General features: G+C 65.4%; 20 protein-coding genes. 6 read left to right on the top strand and 14 right to left on the bottom strand.

Going from position 1 to position 20,752, the window contains the following annotated elements; translation table 11 throughout:
* Positions 1 to 83: 83 nt before the first annotated feature.
* The 4 genes from AB4Y42_RS07645 to AB4Y42_RS07630 form a co-directional block, all read right to left on the bottom strand.
* Positions 84 to 1,331 carry an NAD(P)/FAD-dependent oxidoreductase gene (locus AB4Y42_RS07645; RefSeq protein ID WP_368693812.1) on the bottom strand — a complete coding sequence of 416 codons (1,248 nt, stop codon included), beginning with the start codon at positions 1,329 to 1,331 and terminating at the stop codon, positions 84 to 86.
* 17 nt (positions 1,332 to 1,348) lie between these two features.
* Positions 1,349 to 2,326, bottom strand: a complete 978-nt coding sequence (locus tag AB4Y42_RS07640; protein WP_368693988.1) for a sugar ABC transporter substrate-binding protein — start codon at positions 2,324 to 2,326, stop codon at positions 1,349 to 1,351.
* A 112-nt stretch (positions 2,327 to 2,438) separates the two neighbouring features.
* The gene (locus AB4Y42_RS07635) at positions 2,439 to 2,762 is read right to left on the bottom strand and encodes a non-heme iron oxygenase ferredoxin subunit (RefSeq protein ID WP_368693811.1); all 324 of its coding nucleotides are present in this window, start codon (positions 2,760 to 2,762) and stop codon (positions 2,439 to 2,441) included.
* Between the two features lie 55 nt (positions 2,763 to 2,817).
* Complete coding sequence (locus tag AB4Y42_RS07630) at positions 2,818 to 3,876, bottom strand: fatty acid desaturase (protein ID WP_368693810.1); 1,059 nt, start codon at positions 3,874 to 3,876, stop codon at positions 2,818 to 2,820.
* 251 nt (positions 3,877 to 4,127) lie between these two features.
* On the opposite strand from AB4Y42_RS07630, the gene AB4Y42_RS07625 reads away from it, so the two are divergent.
* From AB4Y42_RS07625 to AB4Y42_RS07610, 4 genes are all read left to right on the top strand, one after another.
* Positions 4,128 to 5,162: a LacI family DNA-binding transcriptional regulator gene (locus AB4Y42_RS07625; RefSeq protein WP_368693809.1), complete on the top strand. Its 1,035-nt coding sequence runs from the start codon at positions 4,128 to 4,130 to the stop codon at positions 5,160 to 5,162.
* 127 nt (positions 5,163 to 5,289) lie between these two features.
* A complete protein-coding gene (locus tag AB4Y42_RS07620; RefSeq protein WP_368693808.1) occupies positions 5,290 to 6,081 on the top strand; it encodes a DeoR/GlpR family DNA-binding transcription regulator in 792 nt (263 codons plus the stop codon).
* On the top strand, positions 6,078 to 7,292 hold the full coding sequence (locus AB4Y42_RS07615; RefSeq protein WP_368693807.1) for an MFS transporter: 1,215 nt from the start codon (positions 6,078 to 6,080) through the stop codon (positions 7,290 to 7,292). The genes AB4Y42_RS07620 and AB4Y42_RS07615 overlap by 4 nt, the downstream gene beginning before the upstream one ends.
* A gap of 134 nt (positions 7,293 to 7,426) precedes the next feature.
* On the top strand, positions 7,427 to 8,719 hold the full coding sequence (locus tag AB4Y42_RS07610) for an MFS transporter (protein WP_368693806.1): 1,293 nt from the start codon (positions 7,427 to 7,429) through the stop codon (positions 8,717 to 8,719).
* A gap of 25 nt (positions 8,720 to 8,744) precedes the next feature.
* On the opposite strand, the gene AB4Y42_RS07605 is transcribed toward AB4Y42_RS07610, so the two are convergent.
* Positions 8,745 to 9,842, bottom strand: coding sequence for a lactonase family protein (locus AB4Y42_RS07605; RefSeq protein ID WP_368693805.1), 1,098 nt, complete (start codon positions 9,840 to 9,842; stop codon positions 8,745 to 8,747).
* 53 nt (positions 9,843 to 9,895) lie between these two features.
* The gene (locus AB4Y42_RS07600) at positions 9,896 to 11,455 is read right to left on the bottom strand and encodes a methyl-accepting chemotaxis protein (protein WP_368693804.1); all 1,560 of its coding nucleotides are present in this window, start codon (positions 11,453 to 11,455) and stop codon (positions 9,896 to 9,898) included.
* A gap of 418 nt (positions 11,456 to 11,873) precedes the next feature.
* Here AB4Y42_RS07600 and AB4Y42_RS07595 point away from each other — a divergent pair, with 418 nt between their 5' ends.
* A complete protein-coding gene (locus AB4Y42_RS07595; RefSeq protein WP_368693803.1) occupies positions 11,874 to 13,214 on the top strand; it encodes an MFS transporter in 1,341 nt (446 codons plus the stop codon).
* A 22-nt stretch (positions 13,215 to 13,236) separates the two neighbouring features.
* On the opposite strand, the gene AB4Y42_RS07590 is transcribed toward AB4Y42_RS07595, so the two are convergent.
* The 3 genes from AB4Y42_RS07590 to AB4Y42_RS07580 form a co-directional block, all read right to left on the bottom strand.
* The gene (locus AB4Y42_RS07590) at positions 13,237 to 14,460 is read right to left on the bottom strand and encodes an MFS transporter (protein ID WP_368691030.1); all 1,224 of its coding nucleotides are present in this window, start codon (positions 14,458 to 14,460) and stop codon (positions 13,237 to 13,239) included.
* A gap of 14 nt (positions 14,461 to 14,474) precedes the next feature.
* Positions 14,475 to 14,927, bottom strand: coding sequence for a MarR family transcriptional regulator (locus tag AB4Y42_RS07585; protein ID WP_324156262.1), 453 nt, complete (start codon positions 14,925 to 14,927; stop codon positions 14,475 to 14,477).
* An 82-nt stretch (positions 14,928 to 15,009) separates the two neighbouring features.
* Positions 15,010 to 15,687: an MOSC domain-containing protein gene (locus tag AB4Y42_RS07580; protein WP_368693802.1), complete on the bottom strand. Its 678-nt coding sequence runs from the start codon at positions 15,685 to 15,687 to the stop codon at positions 15,010 to 15,012.
* 101 nt (positions 15,688 to 15,788) lie between these two features.
* Between AB4Y42_RS07580 and AB4Y42_RS07575 the strand changes: the two genes are divergently transcribed.
* Complete coding sequence (locus tag AB4Y42_RS07575; protein WP_368691033.1) at positions 15,789 to 16,739, top strand: LysR family transcriptional regulator; 951 nt, start codon at positions 15,789 to 15,791, stop codon at positions 16,737 to 16,739.
* Between the two features lie 24 nt (positions 16,740 to 16,763).
* Here the strand turns inward: AB4Y42_RS07575 and AB4Y42_RS07570 are convergent, their stop codons facing one another.
* The 5 genes from AB4Y42_RS07570 to AB4Y42_RS07550 form a co-directional block, all read right to left on the bottom strand.
* Positions 16,764 to 17,801, bottom strand: coding sequence for an NAD(P)H-dependent flavin oxidoreductase (locus tag AB4Y42_RS07570; protein WP_368693801.1), 1,038 nt, complete (start codon positions 17,799 to 17,801; stop codon positions 16,764 to 16,766).
* Positions 17,802 to 17,804: 3 nt separating this feature from the next.
* Positions 17,805 to 18,359 carry a cytochrome b gene (locus AB4Y42_RS07565; RefSeq protein WP_368691035.1) on the bottom strand — a complete coding sequence of 185 codons (555 nt, stop codon included), beginning with the start codon at positions 18,357 to 18,359 and terminating at the stop codon, positions 17,805 to 17,807.
* Between the two features lie 23 nt (positions 18,360 to 18,382).
* Positions 18,383 to 20,056 (bottom strand): cation/acetate symporter ActP, encoded by a 1,674-nt coding sequence (gene actP / locus AB4Y42_RS07560; protein WP_368691036.1) that lies wholly within the window; start codon positions 20,054 to 20,056, stop codon positions 18,383 to 18,385.
* The gene (locus tag AB4Y42_RS07555; protein WP_368691037.1) at positions 20,053 to 20,364 is read right to left on the bottom strand and encodes a DUF485 domain-containing protein; all 312 of its coding nucleotides are present in this window, start codon (positions 20,362 to 20,364) and stop codon (positions 20,053 to 20,055) included. Before AB4Y42_RS07555 ends, actP begins: the two co-directional genes overlap by 4 nt.
* 184 nt (positions 20,365 to 20,548) lie before the next feature.
* On the bottom strand, positions 20,549 to 20,713 hold the full coding sequence (locus AB4Y42_RS07550; RefSeq protein WP_368691038.1) for a hypothetical protein: 165 nt from the start codon (positions 20,711 to 20,713) through the stop codon (positions 20,549 to 20,551).
* Positions 20,714 to 20,752: the final 39 nt, after the last annotated feature.

Here is a 20,752-nt window from a genome sequence, read left to right as displayed (position 1 = left end):
CGAAGCCCCTATCGCCCCACTCGAACCGCAGTGGAAAAAAGCCGGCGGGTGGAGCCACCGGCCGAGCAGATCGGTCCGTTCGTTCAGTGCGCGCCTGCGGCGAGCAGCGATTTGAGTTTGGTCGCGCTGTCGGCAAGACACTCGGGGGCGATGCGCGCGCGGCGCGCAATCAGTTCCTGCGCAATCCGTACGTCGCGGGCGATTTCGCCCGTTTGTCCCACGCCGCTCGCGCCCACCAGCACGCCTGCCTCGTCGAACGCGAAGAACACCTTCGATGCCGTGCCCGTCGCGCGCACGGCCTTCGTCGAGCCGAACGCGGGCAAGCCCGCGATCTGGATCGTCATGTCGTATTGATCGGACCAGAACCACGGCACGGCGCTGTGCGCCTCGTCGCGACCGAGCATGTTGAGCGCCGCCACGCGCGCCTGATCCTCGGCGTTGCGCCAGCATTCGAGACGAATGCGCCGCCCGTATAGCGGATGCACGAACGAACACGCGTCGCCCGCTGCGTAGATATCCGGGTCGCTGGTGCGCAGCGTGGCATCGACGGCAATGCCGTTATCGATCGCGAGACCCGCTTCCTGCGCGAGCGCCACACGCGGCGCGACGCCAATGCCGACCACGACGGCATCGCAAGGCACGACGGTTCCGTCGCCGAGCACGACAGCATTGACGCGCCCTTCGCCCTCGACGCGCTGCACCTGCACGTCGAAGCGCACATCAACGCCTCGCTGGCGATGAAGGACCACGAGGCACTGCGCCACCTCCGCGGGCACCGCGCGCATCAACGCGCGCGGCGCGGCTTCGAACACGACGACTTCGCATCCGCGCTGCGCGGCCGAGGACGCGACTTCGAGCCCGATGAAGCCCGCGCCTACCACGGCAATGCGGCGCCCTGACCCGAGTTCGCCCGCGATGGCGAGCGCGTCGCCGGCATTGCGCAACACGTGCACGCCCGCGAGATCCGCGCCGGGCACGCTCATGCGGCGAGGCTCGGCACCGGTCGCGATCAGCAGGCGACGGTAGGCAAGCGTCTCGCCGTTCTCGAGCGTTACCGTGTGCGCAGCGCGATCGATCGCGCTCGCGGCGCAGCCGCTGCGCAGATCGACACCGTGCTCGCGATAGAACGCCTCGCGGTGTATCGCGCCCTGTTCCGGCGTGCGCTCGCCCAGCAGCACCGCCTTGGAAAGCGGCGGCCGTTCGTACGGTTGCGCGGCTTCATCGGCGATCAGCGCGATCGCGCCTTGCCAGCCGCCTTCGCGCAGCACCTGCACGGCGCGTGCACCGCACTGGCCGCCGCCGATCACCACCATGGCATCGCCCGCACTCATGCTGACTCCTTGCACGCTCAACGATACTGGCCCGCGAGCGCAGACACCTGCTGAATGTTCTGCAGCGTGATGAAGCCCGGCCCGGAGCTGATATTGCGCGCCTCGTACACGGGCTTGAGCCCATAGTCCTTCAACCGCTGCTGGAACTTCGGGTTCTGCTCGAGCGCGGTGCGCGCCTGCAGCACGTCGTTGTTGTGGTTCTGACGCATGATCGCCAGCAGGGCCACCGGAATATATCCCTGCAAATACGGTTGCTGGTCGGTGCAGAACTTGATCGTGCCGTCCTTGATGCCCTTCGCGACGTCCGAATCGATATCGAAAGTCGCAAACCAGATCTTGCCCGCCAGCCCGAGGCTCTTCACCGCGCGTATCGTCGGATCGGCCGAGGTCGGACCGAGCGTGAGCACGGCCTGGGTGTCCGGGTGGTTGCGCAGATACGCACTCACCTTCGATTCTATGCCCGTGGGATCGGTGCCTGCATCGAGCACCGAGGTTTTCATGTTCGCGCCGATGGCGTCGGCAAAGCCGCGACAGCGTTCGAACGAGAGCGGATTCGTGGCGTAATGGTTCACGCACAGGAACGTCTTCACGCCGTCCGCCTTCGCGCGCAGCCCCGCCTCCTTGCCCGCGAGATATTCGGGCTGGCCCACGTGCATGAGCGCGCCAAGCTCGGCGCTCTGCTGCTCGGTGCCCGTATTCGCGGTGATGAAGGGAATGTTCTTCGCTTTCAGGCGCGCCACAGCGCCCTTGAGCAGATCGAAATCCGCAATGGTCGTGACCACGCCGTCGTAATTGCGCGCGGCCGCCTGATTCACGAGCTGCACCATGTCGGCGATATCGCCATTGGGCGGATTACGGTAATCGGTCTGTACATTGAAGTCCTGATCGGCCTGCTTGATGCCGTTTTTGACGGTATTCCACCACGCATCCGAATCGGGCGCGTGCGAAATGAAGTCGAAATGCGCCACGGGGTCCGCGTGCGCTACGGGACTCATTGCGAGTACCAGCACCGTCGCCGCCAGCGGCAAGACCTTCAGGAAAGGAACATTCACGGCTGTCTCCTAAGTTGCATCGTTATCGTGGTGCTTCAAAGATTCGTATGCCGAATCAATCCGCGGCGAGCCCGAGATAGATCGTGCCGCCTTCCACCTTGACCGGGTGCGTGGCGAGGTTCACGCAAACCGGCGCCCCCTTGGCCGCGCCCGAGGGAATGTGAAAACGCCCCATATGCATCGGACATTCGATGATGTCGCCGAACACGAGACCTTGCGCGAGACGCGCCGTTTCGTGCGTGCAGACCCCTGCGGACGCGTAGTAGCCCGTGGGCGTGTGATAGATCGCGTACAGCTCGCCTTCGTGCTCGAACTCCATCACGTCCTCTTCTTCGAGTGCGTCGCTCGCGCATACCTCGTGCCATTGAAGAATGTTCATGGTCGTCTCCTCCATCGTCATCTTTCGAAAAGGGTCTACAGGTAGCGTCCAGGCGTCATTGCGTATCGGCGGCAAAGGCATTCGCAGCGGCGGCTTCGCGCATCGCGCCCGCCGTCTTGCCGGGCGCCTGCGGCGTGATCATGTAGTCCGGGTCGTGGCGCTGCATGCGCAACACGTGCACGATCTCGGCCCACGCGTCGAACAGACCGTCATAAGCGGGCGGCAAGTCGGCCTCGATCGCTTTGCGCAGTTTGGGCAGCGCATGAAACGGCACGTTGGGGAACATGTGGTGCTCGACGTGATAGTTCATGTTCCAGTAGAGAAACTGCAGCACGGGGTTCAGGCGCAGTGTGCGGGTGGAGAAGCGGTGATCGAGTTCGTTCTCGCGCAAACCGGTGTGCTGCGTAATGGCCAGCAGTTCATGCAGCCAGGCGCCGTAGGCGCGGGGCAGCAGCAGGAACACCACGGGCAGCCAGCTATGCACTGCGAAGGCCCACACGCCAACGGCCACGTAGAGCGCGAGCATGACCCGCGAATTGCGGCGCATCGCCCGATATTCGACCACCGGCACAACGGCCTTAGCGCTCCTCGTCACGATGCCGAGGCTATGCAGCACGATGTTGCCGAGATGGTGAATGCCATGGGAAACGCGCAGGAAGTCGGTGGCGAGCTTGACGTAGTTGGGCGGCCGCTTGACGGCGATCTCGACGTCGGCAGGCACTGTGGCCGTGAGGTGCGTATAAGTGTGATGCTGCGCGTGCGACCAGCGGCTATAGATCTGCTCGCGCCAGGTCATGAAGCAGATCACCCAGTGCACAGACTCGTTGAGCCACTCGCTCCTGAACGGCGTGCGATGACGCAGCTCGTGTTCGATCGCCTCGGCGAACGCGTAGATCGTGCCGTACAGCAGAAAGGCCGGAATGCACCAGAGCGTGCCCAACGAAAGCCACGCGAGCGCGCCGGTGGCGAGCACGAGCGCCATGAAGCCGCCGAAATACGTCAGGGCAGTCCTGTCGTTGCGCCGCGTGACCTCCTTGAGCACCTTGCGGTCGAGCGGGCAACGGTACCAATCGTCCATCGTGATGACTTGTGGCGAGCCTGGCTGTGCGGACATGAGTCGAACTCCCGTGCATGACATTGAACGCTGATGAGCCGCTTTGATTTTGCTCATCCTTGAGTCGAATTACAGGCTCTAAATGAGCCATCGTCAAAGGATAAAATGACTCATATTGAGCATCAGAGGGTTTTCACCTAAGAAATTCGCGCCTGAAAACGTTCTCCACGTGGAGATAAATTTCAAATATTCGGATCGAAAGACTCATTTTGAGGCAAAATGCGATCGTACTCATTCGCTCCGGAGCCCCGATGAAGAGCCGCCCGACGCTGAAGCAGTTAATGGAACTCACGCAGCTAAGCCGCGCGACCATCGACCGGGCGCTCAACGACCGGCCCGGCGTGCACCCGCGCACGCGCAGCGCCGTGGAAGCCGCGCTCAGACAACTGGGCGCGGGCGACTGCGAGGCGCTGTCCCAGGCATCGCGTACTTCGTCCCATGCGCTGCGCGTGCGCCTCCTCCTGCAGGCCGGCGACGCCTTCACCGCGGAACTCACACGCACGGCAGCGAGCCTCGAAGCCGAGTTCGCGGCGGCGGGCGTGACGCTCGAGGTGGTCAATTGCGTGGGCGCCAGCGACGAAGACGTTGCGCTGCGCGTGCGCGATGCGGCGCAAGGCGCTGCCGACGCCATCGGCATCGTCTGCACGAACACGCCGCCCATTACGTCGGCGCTGCGCGAATGCATGGCGCGGGGTCTCGGCGTGGTGACGCTGATCACCGACGTCGACACCGATGCGCGCCACACCTACGTGGGCGTGAACAACCGTGCCGCGGGCCAGTCGGCCGCGTTCCTCGTCGGCCGGCACCTCGAGGGACGGCCCTCGCCTTCCGTGGCCGTTGTGGTCGCAACGTTCTCGTACACCTGTCACGAAGACCGCGAGATCGGCTTTCGTTCGCTGTTGCGCCAGCGCTTTCCCCACGTGAACGTGGTCGAAGTGATCAAGGGCGCCGACTCCGGTCCGGCAACCTACGAGGCCACACGGCGCTGCATGGAAATGCACGGCGCGCTCGACGGCATCTACAACGTGGCGGGCGGCAACGAAGGACTCGCGGCGGCGCTGCGCGAGCGCGGCCTTGCGGGCCGCACGCTCTATGTGACGCATGAGGTGAACGCCGTGACGGAGCCGCTGTTGCGCACGGACGTGATCGACTATCTGCTTTCGCAAGATTTGGGTCTGCTGCTGCGCACGGCCGTCGAACAGATGCGCCACGCGGCGGCCGGCGGCACGCCGCCCGCGCAGGCGCTCCTCCCGATCGAAACGTATTCGCGCTATTCCCTGCCCTGACGCGGCTGAAGCGGCTGCGCCCCGAACGCCGCACGGCCGGTTGCATGCATTGCCCGTTTACGATATTTTATGCTCGTTTTTGCTCGATTCGACGGGCAAGCCAACAAGCAAGCGGGAACCGAAACCCATGCAACGAACACGCCTGGCGGCCAGCGAAGGCCTGCTCCCCGACGAGCGCGAGCGCCTGATCCTCGAAAAACTGCGTGCCGAGGGCCGTGTGCTGGCCACCGAACTCGCCGCGCAGCTCGACACTTCGGAGCACACGATCCGGCGCCATTTGCGCGACCTGGCCGAGGCAGGGCACTGCAAGCGCGTGTATGGCGGCGCGCTGCTCATCTCGCCCGCCAACAAGCCCGCCTCCGTGCGCATGCGCGAGCAACTGCCCGCCAAGGCGCGCCTTGCGCGCGCCGCCGCCGCGCTCGTCAAACCCAACCAGGTGATTCTGCTCGACGCGGGTTCCACGAACGTCGAGATCGCGGCGGCGCTGCCCGAGAACGCCGGCCTGACGGTCGTCACCACGTCGCCCCAGGCCTGCGTGCGACTGCTCGAGCGCCCAGGCATCGAAGTCATCCTGATCGGCGGGCGCGTGAGCGCGCAGGCCGCTGGCGCGCTGGGCGCGACGGCGCTCGTGCAGATTCAGCAGATCAAGGCCGACCTCTGCTTTCTCGGCGCCTGCGCACTCGATCCGTCCGAAGGCATCGCGGCCTTCGATGCAGAGGATGCCGAAATGAAACGCGCGATGGTCGCGGCCAGCGGCCAGATCGCGGCGGCAGTCACCACGGAAAAGCTCATGACATCCGCGCCCTTCGTCATCGCGCCGTGCGCCTCGCTCGACTATCTGGTCGTCGATGCCGACGTGCCGAAACTCCATCTGAAGCAACTGAAAGCCGCATGCGGCGACGTGGCGGTGGCGCGATGAGGCCCCTGCGCGAACGCTACGCCACCACGGCGGTCTTTCTGGCGAACGGCTTCGGCATCGGCGCGTGGGCCGTCGAGGTGCCGCGCGTGAAGGACAAACTGCTGCTTGGCGACTCCCTGCTCGGCGTCGCGCTCTTTGCCTTTGCGCTCGGCGCCATCGTCGCCATGCCGCTTGCGGGTCGTCTCGCGCCGAAATTCGGCAGCGGCCGCGCGACCGCCCTGCTCGGCGTGCTGTTCGCCGCCGCGTTTCCCTTGCCTGCGCTCGCGCCCAACGCGCCGCTGCTGTGTGCCGCGTTGCTGCTGCTCGGCGCGCTCAACGGCGCGCTCGACGTTTCCATGAACGGCCATGCCAGCGCGATCGAGAAAGTGTGGCATGCGCCGATCATGTCGTCGTTCCATGCGGCATGGAGCGCGGGCGGTCTGGCGGGTGCGGCCGTTGGTACGGTGCTTCAGAAAGCAGGGTTCGGTGTGCTGAGCGGTCTCGCGCTGCCCGCCATTCCCATCGCCGTGCTGATCGTCGGCGCGGCTTTGTTCTCGCTGCGCGACGTGGGCACGCGCCCGGAGGCTGCGTCGGGCGGCGGCTTCGCGTTGCCGCAGGCGGGCGTCGTGAAGCTCGCCGCGCTCGCGTTCCTGTGCATGATGACCGAGGGCGCCATTGCCGACTGGAGCGCCGTGTACCTGCGCACCGCCTTGCCCGCTCATGCGGATAGCGCGGGCATCGGCTATACGTCGTTCGCGTTCGCCATGGCGGCGTGCCGCGTGGTGGGCGACGCGTTCGTGCGGCGGCTGGGCGCGGTGCGCGTGGTCGCGCTGGGCGGCCTGCTTTCGGCTGCGGGTCTGGCCGCCGTGCTCGCTGCGCCGGCGCTCGCGACGGCGGTGGTGGGATTCATCTGCGTCGGCATTGGGCTCGCCAACGTGGTGCCGGTGATTTTCAGCGCGGCCGGGCGTACGACCGACCCGCCCGTGACCGGCGTGTCGATGGCGGCGACGACCGGGTATGCAGGCTTTCTCGTGGGGCCGCCGATCATCGGCTTCGGCGCGGGGCTCGTTGGATTGCAACTCGCCCTCGGCGTGCTCGTGCTCGCGACGCTCGCGGTGTGCTTTGCGGGTAGCCGCGCGGTTCGCGATGTCGATGCGCCGCGCGGCGACTCGGCAACGCATGCGCCGGTGCGCAAAGATTCGCGCGACGCGGATCGTATCGAGGCGGACTGACCTGCGTTCGCCCGACGCATCGAATATCACCACAAGATCCGGATATCTCCACCCAGGCGCCCTGCGTAGACTCGATCCCGAAGCTCAAACCACCGCATCCGGCCCGCGCCGGATCGATCTTCGGGACATCGACAATGAGCACAACTGGTAGTGCGACGCCACAGCGCGTCGTCGTCAATCTTTCGCACGCGAGTCTCGCCGCGCAATTCAGCGAGCAGATGGCCATTGCGGTCATCCCGATCGTCGCCGTGGTGGCATTGGGCGCCACGGCACAGCAAAGCGCCTCGCTGCAGGCCGTCAATACCCTACCGTTCCTGCTGCTCTCGTTGCCCGCCGGTCTCATTGCCGATCGCAGCCGGCGCAAGCCGCTCATGATCGCGACCGAACTGCTGCGCGCCGCCGCCCTCTTCGTGCTGTTCGCGCTGTTCCATGCGCGCGTGCTGTCGCTCTACATGCTCGGCACGCTGGGCTTCGCCATCGCAACCGGCACGGTGGTGTTCAGCGTGACTGCGCCCTCGCTCGTCGCGGCCATGGTCGAAACGGGCGACCTGCTCGCCGCCAACCGGCGGCTCGAAATCGCGCGCAGCATCGCCTATACGGCGGGGCCTTCCGTGGGCGGCATTTTTGCGGGCTGGGCGTCGGGCGTGTTCGCGTTTCTCGCGGCGTTCGCCCTCTCGCTCGCCAGCGCGTGGTGTCTCGCACGCCTGCCCGCCGAGGCGCCGCGCCCGCGTTCGCGTCGCGCGCTCGCACGCGAACTCTTCGACGGCGTGCAGTTCATCGCGCGCAGCACGCATCTGCGGCCCATCGTGGCGACGGCCTTCGTCTTCAATACGTCGTGGTATCTGCTGCTCGCCGTGTTCGCGTGGTACGCGATACACCGGCTCGCGTTCGCGCCATCGGCCGTGGGCGTTGCGCTTGGTGTATATGGCTTCGGGATGGTGGGCGGCGCGTTTCTCTACAAGATCATCGCCAGGCGGCTCGTCTTCGGGCGGCAAATCCTGCTCGGCCCGACGAGCGCCGCGTTTGGCTCGCTGTTGATGGCGAGCACCGCCCTCACACATTCGCGCGCCAGCGTGTTCCTGGCGTTCTTTCTGTTCGGCTTCGGGCCGATCGTCTGGACCATCTCGACCACGGCGTTGCGCCAGGTCGTCACGCCTCGCGATCTGATCGCGCGCGTCTCGTCGGTCATCATGATGGCGACGTTCGGCGCGCGCCCGCTCGGCGCCCTGCTCGGCGCTTTCCTGAGCACGCGCCTCGGCATGACGAGTTGCCTCGTGGGCGCCGCGTGCGGCTTCGCCCTTCAGCTCGCGATCATCGTGTTCTCGGCGCCCGCGCGGCTGCGCTCGATCGAAGGTCTCGATGAAGCGCAAGCCGAGCCGCCCAACGTGAAGCCAATGCGCTTCGCGACCGAGAGCCGCCAGGAGTAAGGCGACCGAAGTCGCCCTTCATTGCCTAGCTGTTCGAACCGTCGAAGTCCACCACTTCGACCCAGTTCGCCCCCTTGCCCACCGGGTACTTGCCAAGCTCACGCAGCGCACCGCTCTTCGCATCGATGCGGTACGCGCTCAGCGTGGGCGAGAGCTGGCCCACGGCAAGCAAATACTGGCCCGACGGATCGATATTGAAGCCGCGCGGCTGCTTCTCGGTGGCGTACGTGCCGATGCGCGTGAGCTTGCCCGTTTGCTGGTTCACGCGATACGCACCCAGTGTGCTCGACGTGCGCTCCGAGATATACAGGTGGCGGCCATCGGGCGTGAGGTGGACGTCGGCGCCCCACGGCTTGTCGCCGGAGAAGCCGGCGGGCAGGATCGAGATCGTCTGGATCGGCTTGACCGAGTCGTTCGCCGCGTTGAAGGCGAGCACGTGCAGCTTGCCGTCGAGTTCGTCGATCAGATAGACGAAGCGCTGGTCCGGCGAAAACTGGAAGTGACGCGGGCCGGAATCTTTGGGCAGCGAGTAAGCGGGCTTCGCGTCTTCGGTGAGCGCGCCCGTCGAGGCGTCGAACTTCAGGCGCAGCCAGGTGTCGGCGCCGAGCACCGAGGCGAACGCATAGCGGTTGTCCGGCGAGGTGCGAATGATGTGCGCCATCGGGCCCGTCTTCACGGTTTGCTGCACGTCGCCCGCCACGCCGTTTTCGCCGATGGGGTTCACCGCCAGCAGATTGCCGCCGTACGAAGCGGAGAGCAGATAGCGCCCCGTGCCGTCGGTGGACACATAGGCCATGCTCTCGGCGAGCGGCGCGCGGCCCAGTTCGGCGAGACGGCCGTCGAGCGGATTCACGGCGAAGCTCACCACGCGATACGGCTTCGAGCGCAGCGCCGCATACAGGTGGTGATGGTCGGGCGAGAACGCCATCGGCATCACCGTGCCGCCCACCGGCACGGTCTCGACCGCGGCCAGCGCGCCGCTTTGCGCATCGAGGCGGAACACCGAAATGTCCTGGCTGTCGGCGTTCGACACATACACGTAGCTAGCCGCATGCACGGCCACCGATGCCGCGAGCCCGAAAGCGGCGCCCGCCACGCTGCGCAAGATTGCCTTCTTCTTCATGTCGTCCCTTCTGGTTTGTTGGTTCTATTGATTGGTCTCGCGCGTATCGATCTTCATGCAAGCGCGCCAACGCGAAACACCGAAACCGCTTCCTTCATCGATTGCGCCTGGTGCTCCAGCGCGCTCGCGGCGGCGGCCGCCTGCTCCACGAGCGCCGCGTTCTGCTGCGTGACCTGATCCATCTGGCTCACGGCCATGCCCACCTGCTGAATGCCCGTGCTCTGCTCGGCAGTGGCCGTCGTGATCTCGGCCATGATGGTGGCGACGTTGCGCACCGAGTTGACGATCTCGTTCATCGCCTCGCCGGCCTGCGCGACGAGCGCGTTGCCGTTGCGCACGTCTTCCATCGAAGCGCCGATCAATTCCTTGATCTCGCGTGCGGCGCCCGCGCTGCGTTGCGCGAGCGTGCGCACTTCGCCCGCGACCACGGCGAAGCCGCGTCCCTGCTCGCCCGCGCGTGCCGATTCCACGGCGGCGTTGAGCGCGAGAATATTGGTCTGGAACGCGATGCTGTCGATCATGCTCGTGATCTCGGCAATCTTCTGCGAGCTGGCGCTGATGTCCTGCATGGTCTGCACGGCGCGTCCCACCACGTCGCCGCCGCGCTGCGCAAGTTCGGCCGCGCCCGTGGCAAGCGTGCTGGCCTCGGAGGCGTTCGCGGAGTTCTGCTTCACCGTGGAGGTGAGTTCTTCCATGCTCGCGGCGGTTTCTTCGAGCGAGGCGGACTGCTCCTCCGTGCGGCTCGACAGATCGAGATTGCCCGCCGCGATCTCGCGCGCGGCCGTGTGAATCGCGTCGCAACTGTCGCGCACGCCGGCCACGGTCTGCGAGAGCCCCGCCTGCATCCGGCGCATGGCCGCGAACAGCAGGCCGATTTCGTTGCGGCCCGCTTCGGGTACGCGCACGGTGAGATCGTTCGAAGCGATGCGGTCGAGGACCGCCGCGGCGTCGGCCAGCGGCCGCGACACGATGCGCTGCAAGGCAAAATGCGTGAAGACGACGAGCGCCAGCGCGATGGCCACGCCCACGCCCACGAGCGTAACGATCCATGTGTAGCGCGCGTTGCCGTCGTCGAGCGTGGCCTCGGCGAGCGCGTTGGCGAGCTTCTGGAACTTCTCCACGTTCACGGAATAGGCCGCGCCCGCGGCGGTGATGTCGGTGTCGTTGACCGCCACGTAGGCGGCCGTGTCGCCGTTGCGCAGCGCGTCGGTGGCGCGCGTGAGCGTGTTCGAGAGTTGAGCCGCCGACTCGAGCAACTGGCGCTTGAGGTCCGCGTCCATGCCGTCGAACGCCGGTGCATTGGCGAAGGCCTGGGTCTCGCTCGCCGAAAGCTCGAAGCTGTGGGCCGCGCTCTTCAGCGCGGAGTCGCGCGTGGCCGTGTCGTTGCGTTCCTTGAGCGCGCTGTAGCCGCGCACGAGCGCCGAACGCGTGCGCGTGGTGTCTTTGTAGGCGTCGTTGACCAGAATGGTCTGGCGCGCGATTTCATGCAGGCGTTGGGCGCTGGCGTTCGACTCCCTGAGCGAGAACACGCCCGCGAAACCGCCAATCAGGATCATCACGCCAAAGATCACCAGCACTGCAAGGAGGCTGGCTCGTACCGTCGTGTTGCGCATGTTGCTTCAATCCCCGGTTTCCATGGTGTTCTTCTTTACGGCTCAAACGCCGGAGTCTTGAGGGTGCAGACGCCATGTTGTCCAACAACTTGGCCGCATCATCCCACCATCGCGCGGTTATCCTGAAATTCGAGTTTACCCTGAGACCGACTCAAGAGGCATACAGTCTGGTTGCTTCGGCTTCCCGGGCGTTGTACGATTAGCTCAGACAACCAGCCGTGATGTCAAACAACTTACTGACAACTGGCTGAACAAGCAGCTAATCAGGTCCGCAAACGGAACGCGCCTGACGCGAGTCAGGCGCGTTCTTGCGTAAGTAGATGCGGCGCGCACTAGGCGCGCCGTCCGGAGACAGCAGATTCAGGCCGCAGCGTGACCGCATCGGCCTGAATCTCGCGCACGAGAGAGGTCGATCCACATGTCGTTGAGCCGCACCGCCACGCAGTCCGATGTCGCCAGGCGCACCAGGGTGCGCTACCTGATCCTCTCGCTGATCTTCATCATCACCACGCTCAACTACGCGGACCGCGCCACGCTCTCGGTCACGGGTTCGGCCATGCGCACCGAGTTCGGTCTCGACGCCATCCACATGGGCTACATCTTCTCGGCGTTCAGCTGGGCCTATGTGCTCGCGCAGGTGCCCGCGGGCTGGGTGCTCGACCGCTTCGGCGCGCGCCGCGTGTACGCGGGCAGCATCTTCCTGTGGTCGCTCTTCACGCTGCTGCAAAGCTCGATTGGCCTGCTCGGCAGCGCCGGCGCCGCGATTGCGGGCCTGTTCGCACTGCGCTTCGCGATGGGCGCGGCCGAAGCGCCCGCCTTCCCCGCCAACGCGAAAGTGGTGGCGAGCTGGTTCCCGGCGAAAGAGCGCGGCACGGCCTCGGCCATTTTCAATTCGGCGCAGTATTTCGCGGCCGTGGTGTTCACGCCGCTCATGGCGTGGCTCACGCATGCGTATGGCTGGCATCACGTCTATATCGTGATGGGCGTGGGCGGCCTCGTGCTCGCCTTCGTGTGGATCCGGTTCATGAAGAATCCGGCCGATCACCCGGGCGTGAACCCGCAGGAACTCGAATACATCGAGGCGGGCGGCGGCATCGTGAACGGGCATCAACGCGCCGAGCGCCGCAAGGGTGCGAACTGGGCGGTCATCCGCCAGCTGCTCGGCAACCGCATGCTGCTGGGCGTCTATCTCGCGCAGTACTGCATCAACGTGCTCACGTACTTCTTCCTCACGTGGTTCCCGATCTACCTCGTGCAGGCGCGCCACATGACCATCCTGAAGGCGGGGCTGATCGCCTCGTTGCCGGCGATCTGCGGCTTTCTGGGCGGGGTGCTGGGCGGCGTGGCTTCGGACGCCTTGATCCGCTCGGGCCGCTCGCTCACCATGGCGCGCAAGGTGCCGATCGTCGGCGGCATGGTGCTGTCGTCGTGCATCGTCGGCTGCAACTACGTCAACAGCGACTGGATCGTGGTCGCGCTCATGTCGCTCGCGTTCTTCGGCAAGGGCCTGGGCGCGCTCGGCTGGGCCGTGATCGCCGATACCGCGCCGCGCGAAGCGATCGGCCTCTCGGGCTCGATCTTCAACATGTTCGGCAATGTGGCCGGCATCGTCACGCCGATCGTGATCGGCTATCTCGTGGCGGAAACCGGCTCGTTCAACGGCGCGCTCGCCTTTGTCGGCATCAACGCGCTCTTGACGGTGATCAGCTATCTCGTGATCGTGAAGGACATCAAGCGCGTGGAGTTGAAGCCTGCCTGATTGCGTGTGATCGTGCGGCGCGTTATGGCTTCTCGTGGGCTCGCCGCGCGAGCGCGCGGGCCGCGACGATCGCCGCCGCGAAGCCCGAAGCCGCGCCCACCAGCAAGGCCCAGCGCGGCCCCCAATGGTCGGCCACCCACCCCACGATCGGCGCGCCGATGGGCGTGCCGCCCAGCGCCACGGCCAGACGAATCGCCAGCACGCGGCCGCGCATGCCGGGTTCGGTGGAAAGCTGCATGAGGCTGTTGGTTTCGGTGGTGAACGTGAGCGCCGCGATGCCGATCATCACGAGCGCGCCGCCGAACCACCAGTAGCCCGGCGCAACCGAAGCCAGCAGGCACCCCACCCCGAACGCCGTAGCCGCGAACAGCAGCGAGATGAAGCGCGGATGGCTGCGCCCCGCGCCGAAGAAGGCGCCGCTCATGGTCCCTACCGCCATCATTGAAGACAGGAGTCCGTAGCGTCCCGCGTCGGCGTGAAAGACGTTCACGGCCATCGTCGAGATGAAGATCGGAAAATTCAGCCCGAAGGTGCCGATAAGGAACAGCATGACGAGAATGGCCCGCAGGTCCGGTCGCGCCCACACGTAGTGGAACCCCGCGGCAATGCCGCCCTTCGCGGGTTGCGCACGCCTCGCCGAACGCAGCTCGTCCACGCGCAGACGCGTGAGCGAGATCAGCACGGCGACGAACGACAGGCCGTTGAGCAGGAAGGCCCAGCCCACGCCCACCGACGCGATGACGAGCCCCGCCACGGCCGGGCCGATCATGCGCGCGGCGTTGAACGAGGTGGAATTGAGCGCGACGGCGTTGGAGAGATCGGCGTCGCCCACCAGCTCCGAGACGAAGGTTTGCCGCACCGGCGAATCGAATGCCGTCGTGCAGCCGAACAGGAACGCGAACACGTACACGTGCCAAAGCTGCACGAGCCCGGTTGCCGTGAGCACGCCCAGTGCAATGGCCAGCGTGCCGAGCAGCGCCTGCGTGACCATGAGCAGCCTGCGCTGGTCGAAGTGGTCGGCGGCGAAGCCCGACCAGGGCATGAACAGCATTTGCGGCCCGAACTGCAGGCCCATCACGATACCGACCGCCGCCGCGCTGTGGTGCGTGAGCCCGGTGAGCACGAGCCAGTCTTGCGCCGTGCGCTGCATCCACGTGCCGACGTTCGAGACGAGCGCGCCAGCCGACCACACGCGATAGTTGTAAGTCCTGAGCGAACGAAAGAACCCGGAAGCTGGAGCGCCCATGTGACGGCCTCGCCTTAGTCGGCCACGAGCCGCTTGAGCAGTTCGACTGCCGCGGCTAGCTGCTGCTGTTCCGGGGCCGAGAGGCGCGTGTCGATCCTGCGCGAGAGCCAGTCCTGGCGCGCCGCCCGCCCTTCCTTGAGCCACTCGCGAAAGGCGTGAGTGAGCGACCAGAGCGTTTGGCGCCCGTCGTTGGGGTCCGGTGCGCCGCTGATATGGCCCGCTGCCTCGAGCGGTGCGATGAGCGTGCCCATCGACTGCGGGCGCATGCCCTCCGCGCGCGCGAGGCTCGACACCGTGGACGGCCCCTCGCGCTCGAGCCGCTGCAGCACGGCCATCTGGGAAGGCGTGAAGTCGCCGAGGATCGCCTGCTCGCGAAAACGGCGGCGCAACTGGCCGACCAGGGCGCGTAGGTCGCCGGCAAGCGCCGCGGCGAGGTCGGGAGGGGGAGTTTGGGCGCGTTCGGTCATCCCCGCATTCTAGGAGATATGAAGGTAAACTGCAAAGATAACCTTCATATCTCCGGCGAGGCGGCAAGTGCGAGCGAACGCGTCACCGGCGCGCCCGCAGCCATTTCTCCCGCTCGCCCAGGCGCCGCTTCCAGTCAGGCGCAAGGCCTGGAACGGCGATCAACTCGACCAACGCATCGATGGACGGACGATGCGACAACTGCACCTGCCAGAACGCGTCGATGGAGAAGCGCTCCGTTTGCCGGTCGACGAGCGTGATAGCGTCGCCAAGCGCAATCAGGCCGGGGCGCAGGACACGGTAATACCAGCCGGTGATGCGCCCCTTGGCAATATGCATCGACATGCGTTCGACGCCGAAGCGATGATTGATCTTCCAGCAAGGGCTGCGCGGTTGCGAGACTTGCAGCATGGCGCTGCCGGCCTCGTAGATATCGCCGATGTGCACGTTACGTTCGGTCAGCCCCGAGGCCGAGATGTTCTCGCCGAGACTGCCGGGCACCAGTGCCTCGGCGCACTCCGCGAACGCCTGCGCAATGCAAGCGTAATGCTCCGCCGCGTAGTGATGAACGGCCTTTTCCGGGCCGCCGTGGATGCGCGGGTCGCCATGCTCGTCGCCGACGATCCCCTGTGCCTCCACGCGAACCGGCCCGGCGATGCGCCGCTTGAAAATGCCGCTGCGCTGCCCTTCGTGGTCCAGATAACCCATTCCCCCGGCGAACAGGCGCTCAATGTTCGTAGTCGACGTCATCACCACATGCATCCTCCCGTTCGCGTTTACGACACTGTGCTCGCGCCGTTCAATCTAGTAAAGTGATGGTAAATGATGAAATCCATCATTATTTGTGAATCTTGGAATTCGCCATGGAGATGCGTCAGCTGAAGATTTTCTGTGCGGTGGCGGAGCACGGCAGCTTCACCGCGGCGGCGGAGAAGGTGCACACCGTGCAGTCCAACGTCACGATGCGCGTCAAGGAACTCGAAGCCGAGCTCGGTCAGCCGTTGTTTATCCGGCAAAAGAGCGGCGTGGTGCTCACTTCGGCCGGGCAAACCTTTCTGGGCTACGCCCAGCGCATCCTCCAGCTCACCGAAGAGAGCCGCAACGCTCTGCTCGATACCGCAACGCCGGCAGGCACGTTGAGGCTCGGCTCGATGGAGACGACGGCGGCAATCCGCCTGCCCCAGGTACTGGCCAGATACCGCGAGAAGTATCCTCAGGTCCAGTTGTCGCTGCTCACCGGCACGACCGCCGAGCTGATCAAGGCCGTCGAGAGCCATCGCCTCGACGGCGCATTCGTCGGCGGTCTGCACCAGAATCCGGTGCTCGCGCAAGACGAGGTCTTTCAGGAGGAACTCGTCCTCGTGAGCAGCTGCGAGTTCGCCTCGCTCGGCGAACTCATCCAGGTCATGCCACAGCAGACGGTGCTGGTCTTCCGCACGGGCTGCTTCTATCGCTCCACGCTCGAACACTGGTTCTATCAGGTCGGACTCGTGCCCAACCAGGTGCTCGAACTGGGCACGCTCGACGGCATCCTCTCATGCGTGGCCGCGGGCATGGGCGTGACGCTGCTGCCAAAGGCCGTTGCGCAAAACTATGCAGCGCGCCAGGCCATCGCCCTTCACGCGCTCCCGCGCGAGTTCGCCAACGTCAAGACGGTATTCATCCGCCGTAACGACACACTGGCGACGCCGGCATTGAGCGCGTTTGTCGCGCTCGCGCGCGACCAGCTCGCGCTGTCCACTGACGATACGAAAGCGAAGCGCGCTGGTACACCGAGTCGCAAGAGCACGCGGCGTTCGACGGCGGCGGCCTGAGCGCCGCCGAACACCGCGTCAGGGTCAGCAAGCGGCGCGGCACTCGGCCGGTTCCACTTGCGCCAACGCCCGGCTTGCGCCGTATGCCAGGCCATCGAGCATCGCCCGGGCATTCGCCGCAACCGTCGAGGCCGGCAGGCCCGCCACCAGCTCCGCCACGCGCTCGGCTGCCGGCACCACGCTGCCGATCTTGCTGACGCCCTGCCCCGCATAGAGCGAGAGCTTCTGCGCCATGCGCGGTTTGTCGATCATGCGTGCACCGCCGCCAACGAAGCGCAGCAGGTTCCATTTGTCGCGATTCGGAATCACACAATGGGGCGTGCCGTACGGCCAGCCGAACGAATACCCGGTGCGATACTCGATGTCGTCCACGCTGGCTTCGACGATCTTTTGCTTGTAGAGCGGGTGCGCATTCGATTCGTCGGTCGCAACGAACGCGGTGCCCACGAGCACCCCTGACGCGCCAAGCAGCATCGCGGCCCGCACATCATCGCGCGTCGTGATGCCTCCAGCCGCCAGCACGGGACGCCCCTGCGCGACTTCGCAGATCGCGGGCAACAGCGACATGACGCCGATCGTCCCCCGGTTGAGGTGGCCGCCGCTTTCGCTGCCCTGCGCGACGACGATATCCGCGCCGTGGCGGATCGCGTGCCGCGCGAGCGCAACCGATCCCACCTGGACCATGACGATCATGCCCGCATCTTTGGCACGAGGGATCATGTCTGCCGCATAGTCTTCGGCGTAGAACAACGAGAGCATGCGCGGCCGCTCCTGCAACACGACCTGGAACTGGGCCTCGAACACGGTCGGGCCGCCGAACTTCGGCACGAGATTCACGCCGAAGGGCTTGTCCGTCTGCTCCCGCGTTTCCCGTATCCACCTGCGCAGCGCGAGCGGCGGCAAACGCAGCCCGCCGAGCGTTCCCATGCCGCCGGCATTCGCCACCGCGGCAACCAGCTTCGGGCCGGAAATCGCCGCCATGCCGCCGAGAAAGACGGGATACCGGACGCCACACAGCTGCGTGACCGCGTTCCCGCTAAAAGCCGATTTGAATTCGCTCATCGCTCAAAGCTCCACATGTTTGCCAAGCATCCGCTTGAGGGCGTCATTGCCCAGCGCGAAATGATTCTTCAGTGCTCCGAACAGATGCAACGCGAGGCCCAGCAGAAAAGCCGTCGCTCCGATATCGAAAAGAATATCCACGACCCGTTGCACTGCCACGCTGGGTTCGATGAGCGTGGGGATCGCCAATCCTCCCGGCAACTCGACGGCGACACCGGCCGCCGCCCGGGAAAGCCATACCGCAACCGGCAGAAGCACCATGGCGAGCGCGAGGCCCACCGCAACGGAGCGGCTGACGATCACTTCGACGGGGTTCGGCGTGCCCACGGGCAGCGGATGGTACGAAGAAAGCCGTGCCCAGAGCCGATAGATTGACACGACGAACAGCACGGCGCCCAGCAGATTCTGCGTACGCACGAGGTTCAGTCGTTGGACGTCGTCCGCGCTAAACATGAGCCCGATGCCGCATCCGGCGATCGACAGCAGCAGTGCTGCGACGATCCAGTGCAGCGCGATCGTGATGGGCGAAAAGCCCAGACCGTTGTCACGCATTTGCATGATTGTCTCCTTGTTGGCGTTGACTAGTGACCGACGGCTCCGGACGCGCCGAAGCCGGTCTGCGCGCGGACGGCCTGCTCGCCGAAGTCGTCGCGCTCGCGCTGCGCCCGCTGGCTGCGGTCCGTGACGGAGCCCAGCCACGCGAACAGGAAGGCGATGCTCATCGACACGATGGCCGGATAGTCGTAGGGGAAGATCGCCTTCGCATGGCCCAGCACCGTGACCCAGATGGCGGGCGACAGAATGACGAGCGTGACGGCGCTCACCAGGCCCGCGATACCGCCGGTGAGCGCGCCGCGCGTCGTCAGCCCCTTCCAGTACATCGAAAGCGCGAGAACCGGAAAATTCACCGAGGCGGCGACGCCGAACGTCAGTGCGACGAGAAACGCGATGTTCTGATCCTTGAACACGATGCCCAGCAGCACCGCCACCACGCCTATGCACACCGACGCGATCCTGGAGACCCGCCGCTCGCTCGCGGGATCGGCCCGGTTCTTCTTGAGCACCATCACGTAGAGGTCGTGCGAGATGGCTGATGTGCCCGCCATCGTGAGCCCGGACACGACGGCAAGGATGGTCGCGAACGCCACGGCCGAGAGGAAACCCAGCAGCAGATTGCCGCCGAGCGCCTGGGCGAGATGCATGACCGGCATGTTGCTGCCGCCGATCAGCTTGCCTCCGGTCAGGCCACCCACGTAGAACGACGGGTTGCTGCCGACAATCGCGATCGCCGCCACGCCGAGCACCATGATGACCAGATAGAAGAAACCGATGAAGCCGGTAGCAACGAACACCGACTTGCGCGCTTCTTTCGCATCCGGCACGGTGAAAAAGCGCATGAGGATATGCGGCAGCCCCGCGGTGCCGAACACCAGTCCAATCGCGAGCGAAATCAGCGCGATGGGATCGGACACCAGCTTGCTCGGCAGCAGAATATGCACGCCGTTCCTGTGCGCGGCGACCGCCTGCTCGAACAGTGCGTTCAGCGAAAAGCCAAACCGGGACAGTGCGAGAACGGCTAGCAATGTGCCGCCGAACAGCATCAGCGCGGCCTTGATGATCTGCACCCACGTGGTGGCCACCATGCCGCCGAAGGTCACATAGACCACCATCAGCAGGCCGACCACGATGATCGCGTCGTTATAGGGAAGACCGAACAGCAACTGGATCAGCTGCCCCGCACCGACCATCTGGACAACCAGGTAAAAGCAGACGACGGTCAATGAACCGAAGGCGGTCATCGTCCGGATCCGGTTCTGGTCGAGCCGGTACGATGCGATGTCGGCAATCGTCACACGCCCCAGATTCCGGATGCGCTCCGCGAACAGGAACAGCAGCAGCGGCCACGCGACGAAAAAGCTGATCGCGTAGATCACGCCGTCGTAGCCGTGGAAAAAGATCATGCTGGTCACGCCCAGCAACGCCGCCGCCGACATATAGTCGCCGGCCAGCGCCATGCCGTTCTGGAATCCGGTGATGCCGCCCCCGGCGGTGTAGAAGTCGTCCATCGAACGGGTGCGCGACGCCGCCCAGTACGTAATGCCGAGCGTCGCCACGGCGAACACCAGGAACATCGCGATCGCCGTGAGATTGAGGGGACGCTGTTCGACGCCGTGCAGGACCTCCGCGGCCGCTGCGCGAGCCGCGACACCCAGCAGCAGCAGCGGGAAGACGAGAGCAAGAGCGGCGCGCTTCATGGTTTCGCTCCCGCCAGGATCTGGGCGGTGAGCGCGTCGAATTCGCCATTGGCGCGGCGAACGTACAAGCCCGTGAGGCACCAGCTGCCGACGATCAGCGCGACGCCGATCGGCCAGCCGATATTGACGATACTGTCTGCGGAAAGCCGGATGGCCAGCAAAGCGGGGGCGAATCCGACCAGCACGATGAAGCCGCAATAGGGAATCAGCGTGATGGCGGTCAGGCAGGCAATGTATCTGCGCCGGCGTTTGACCAGCGTGGCGAACAGGGGATTGCTACGAATCCCATGCAGGGTCGTGGGGTTCATCCGATTGTCTCCGTCCATGGAAGGTGTCCGGCATGCCCTCGCCCGTGATATCGCCGTCGATCCACCGGGGGCTGCCGCTTCTCGTGAACTTCACAATAGGTCGAACCAAAAATCTCTTCAAATGATGTTTCGTGATGGCGTCAATCTGTTTGAGTGAAGCGTGGCGCTTGCCGTCACGATTCAATCAAACGCGCTTGCCGGATTCGGCTTGCCGTTGCGCCTCGAGCAGCGCGGCGAACCGTTCCAGCGCGGCCACGCTGCTGTGAACGGAGTGGTATTCCTGCTGGCCGATGCGTGCATCGAGCACGACCGTCATGCCGGATTGTCGGGCGAGATTGAGGATATCCATCTCATACTCCTTGCCTGAAAACTGGGTGAATCGCTTTGC

The sequence above is a fragment of the Paraburkholderia sp. EG286B genome, from assembly GCF_040965655.1.
Lineage (GTDB): Bacteria > Pseudomonadota > Gammaproteobacteria > Burkholderiales > Burkholderiaceae > Paraburkholderia.
Note: the sequence above shows the minus strand (reverse complement) of the source record. Positions and strands in the feature narration are given on the sequence as shown.